2 protein-coding genes are annotated in these 2,993 nt (G+C 68.5%); both read right to left on the reverse strand.

What is annotated here, in order from left to right; genetic code table 11:
• Positions 1-1,452 (reverse strand): efflux RND transporter permease subunit (locus CVO76_RS16445; RefSeq protein WP_208740155.1); only part of this gene is annotated, 1,452 nt, incomplete at its 3' end.
• Between the two features lie 51 nt (positions 1,453-1,503).
• Positions 1,504-2,931, reverse strand: a complete 1,428-nt coding sequence (locus CVO76_RS16450; protein ID WP_244186346.1) for a malate:quinone oxidoreductase — start codon at positions 2,929-2,931, stop codon at positions 1,504-1,506.
• Positions 2,932-2,993: the final 62 nt, after the last annotated feature.

Genomic DNA, 2,993 nt, shown 5'->3' on the forward strand with positions numbered 1-2,993 from the left:
GATGGTCAGCGCGACGGCCAGGGATGCCAGGAGGGCGATGCCGGTCGTGACGGCGAAGGGCCGGAAGAGCTCGCCCGCGAGGCCGCCCACGAACCCGATCGGGGCGAAGACGGCGACCGTGGTGAGGGTCGAGGCAGTGATGGCACCGGCCACCTCACGGACCGCGGTGAGGATCGCGACCCGTTTCTCCTCGCCGTAGCCCAGGTGCCGCTTGATGTTCTCGATCACGACGATGGAGTCGTCCACCACGCGGCCGATGGCGATCGTCAGGGCGCCGAGCGTCAGCAGGTTGAGGGAATAGCCCGCGGCGTAGAGCCCGATGAAGGTGATGAGCAACGAGAGGGGGATCGAGATGGCCGTCACCAGCGTCGACCGGACCGACAGCAGGAAGACGAGGATGATGACCACGGCGAAGCCGAGTCCCAGGATGCCCTCCGTGGTCAGATCGTCGATACTGCGCTCGATGAAGGGCGCCTGGTCGAACACGACGGTGATGTCGGCGGCGTTGCCGAGCTCGGCCTCGAGCTCGGGCACCAGGGCCACGATCTGCTGGGAGATCTCGACGGTGTCGCCGTCGGGCACCTTGGTCACCGCGAGTGCGAGCGTCTCCACCGAGTTGGTCCGCGTGATCGACGTCGGCTCGTCATCGGCGAGATCGACGTCCGCGACGTCGCCGATCGTGGTCGCCCGACCTGACGGTGCGCTGCCGGACGAGGGCAGCACCGGCAGGGCGAGGATGTCCTCCAGCGACCCGATCCGGCTGCCGGCCTGGATGGTGAGCGACCGCGGGTCCTCCTCGAGGGTCCCGACCGGGAACAGCGCGCCGTTGTCCTCCAGCGTGCTGGTGAGGTCGGCGACGGTCAGCCCTGCGGCTTCGAGGGCGCCGGCCCGCGGCAGGATCGCGACATGCTGGGTGGTCCCGCCGGAGACGTCCGCGGTCCGCACGCCCTCGATCTTCTGGAGTCTCGGGACGGTGAGGCGGGCGAGATCGCCGTTGAGTTCGCTGAGCGACTGGTCCGAGGAAACCGCCATGAAGACGATGGGCAGGTCGCTGATGCTCCCCGCGAGCGCCTGTGGCTCGACGTCCTCGGGGAGGGTGGGGCGCACCGTGGAGATCGCCCGGTCCACCTGCGCCCTCGCGCGGTCCAGGTCCGTCCCGTACACGAAGACGAGGCTGACGGTCGAGACACCAGTGCGCGACGTGGACGAGGACGACTCGAGGCCCTCGACCCCGCTGAGTGCCGATTCGAGCGGCTCACCGACCTGCTGGTCGAGGTACTCGGCCGAGGCGCCCGGTGCCGAGGACAGCACCGTGATCTGCGGGAACTCGAGCGACGGGATGAGCTCCTGCTTGAGCGACCCGAGCGTGATGACGCCGAAGACCGAAGCGAGGATGGTGATGAGCGCGATGAGCGCCCGGTTGCCCAGGGACAGCTGTGCCAGACGGAACAAGAGACCTGCCTTCGATGCTGACGGTCGCCTGGCTGGCCGGCGTCGCCGTGGCTACTTGAGTTTGAGGACCCGATCGGTGAGTGACTGCACCTCGGCGGCGAGGGACGGGTTCTCGTTGAGCCGCACCCCGTACCCGGGCAGCATCTCCTTCAGCTTGGGCTCCCAGTCCGCCATCCGGGTGGGGAAGCACCGCTTCAGCAGTTCGACCATGATCGGGGCCGCGGTCGAGGCGCCCGGCGAGGCGCCGAGCAGTGCTCCCACCGAACCGTCCGACGACGTGATGACCTCGGTGCCGAACTGGAGGACGCCACCCTTCTTCGGGGCCTTCTTGATGACCTGCACCCGCTGGCCCGCGGAGATCAGTTCCCAGCTGCCGCCCTCGGCCGTCGGGAGGAACTCGTTGAGCGACTCGTTCTTGGCGTCGCGGTTCTTCAGGACCTCGGTGACGAGGTACTTGGTGAGCGACATGTTGTCCTTGGCCACGGCGAGCATCGGCACCAGGTTGGAGGTCCGGATGGAGGTGGGGAGGTCCAGGTAGGAGCCGCGCTTCAGGAACTTGGTGGAGAAACCGGCGTAGGGGCCGAAGAGCAGCGACCGCTCGCCCTTGACGAAGCGTGTGTCCAGGTGGGGGACGGACATCGGGGGAGCACCCACCGACGCCTGCCCGTACACCTTGGCGTTGTGCTGTGCGACGAGCTCCTGGTCCGTGCAGCGCAGGAACTGGCCCGATACCGGGAAGCCGGCGAATCCCTTGCCCTCCGGGATGCCGCTGCGCTGCAGGAGGTGCAGGGCACCGCCGCCGGCGCCGATGAAGACGAACCTGGTGGTGACGGTGCTGGCCTCGCGCGTGGCCCTGTTCCGGACCTTGACGTCCCACCGGCCGTCGGTCGCCCGCGCGACGTCGAGCACGTCGAAGCCGTAGTGCAGGTCGACGCCGGCGCCCTCGAGGTAGCCGGTGAGCTGGCGGGTCAGGCCGCCGAAATCGACGTCGGTCCCGCCCTCGACACGCGACGCGGCGACGGGCTGCGAGGGATTGCGGCCCTTCATCAGGAGCGGCGTCCACCTGGCGATGGTGTCGTGGTCCTCGCTGTGCTCCATGGTGCTGAACAGCGGCTGCGGGCTCAGGGCGTCGTAGCGCTTCCGCAGGTAGGCCGCGTTGGCCTGGCCCCAGACGAAACTCATGTGGGGGACGGCGTTGATGAAGTTCCTCGGATCGCCCAGGTGCCCCTCGGACACCATGTGCGACCAGAACTGGCGCGAGACCTGGAACTGCTCGTTGATCGCCACGGCCTTCGCCGGGTCCACGGAACCGTCCTTGCTGGCGGGCGAGTAGTTCAGTTCGCACAGCGCCGAGTGTCCGGTTCCCGCGTTGTTCCAGGGGTCGGAGCTCTCGAGGCCGGCAGCGTCGAGGCGCTCGAACAGGGAGATGTCCCACTCGGGCTGGAGCTGGCGCAGGAAGGCGCCGAGGGTCGCGCTCATGATCCCGCCGCCGATCAGTACGACGTCGGTTGTCGTGGCGGGTGTGCCCTGGTTGTGTGTGG

The organism is Arthrobacter agilis (genome assembly GCF_002953615.1).
GTDB classification, from domain to species: domain Bacteria; phylum Actinomycetota; class Actinomycetes; order Actinomycetales; family Micrococcaceae; genus Arthrobacter_D; species Arthrobacter_D agilis_B.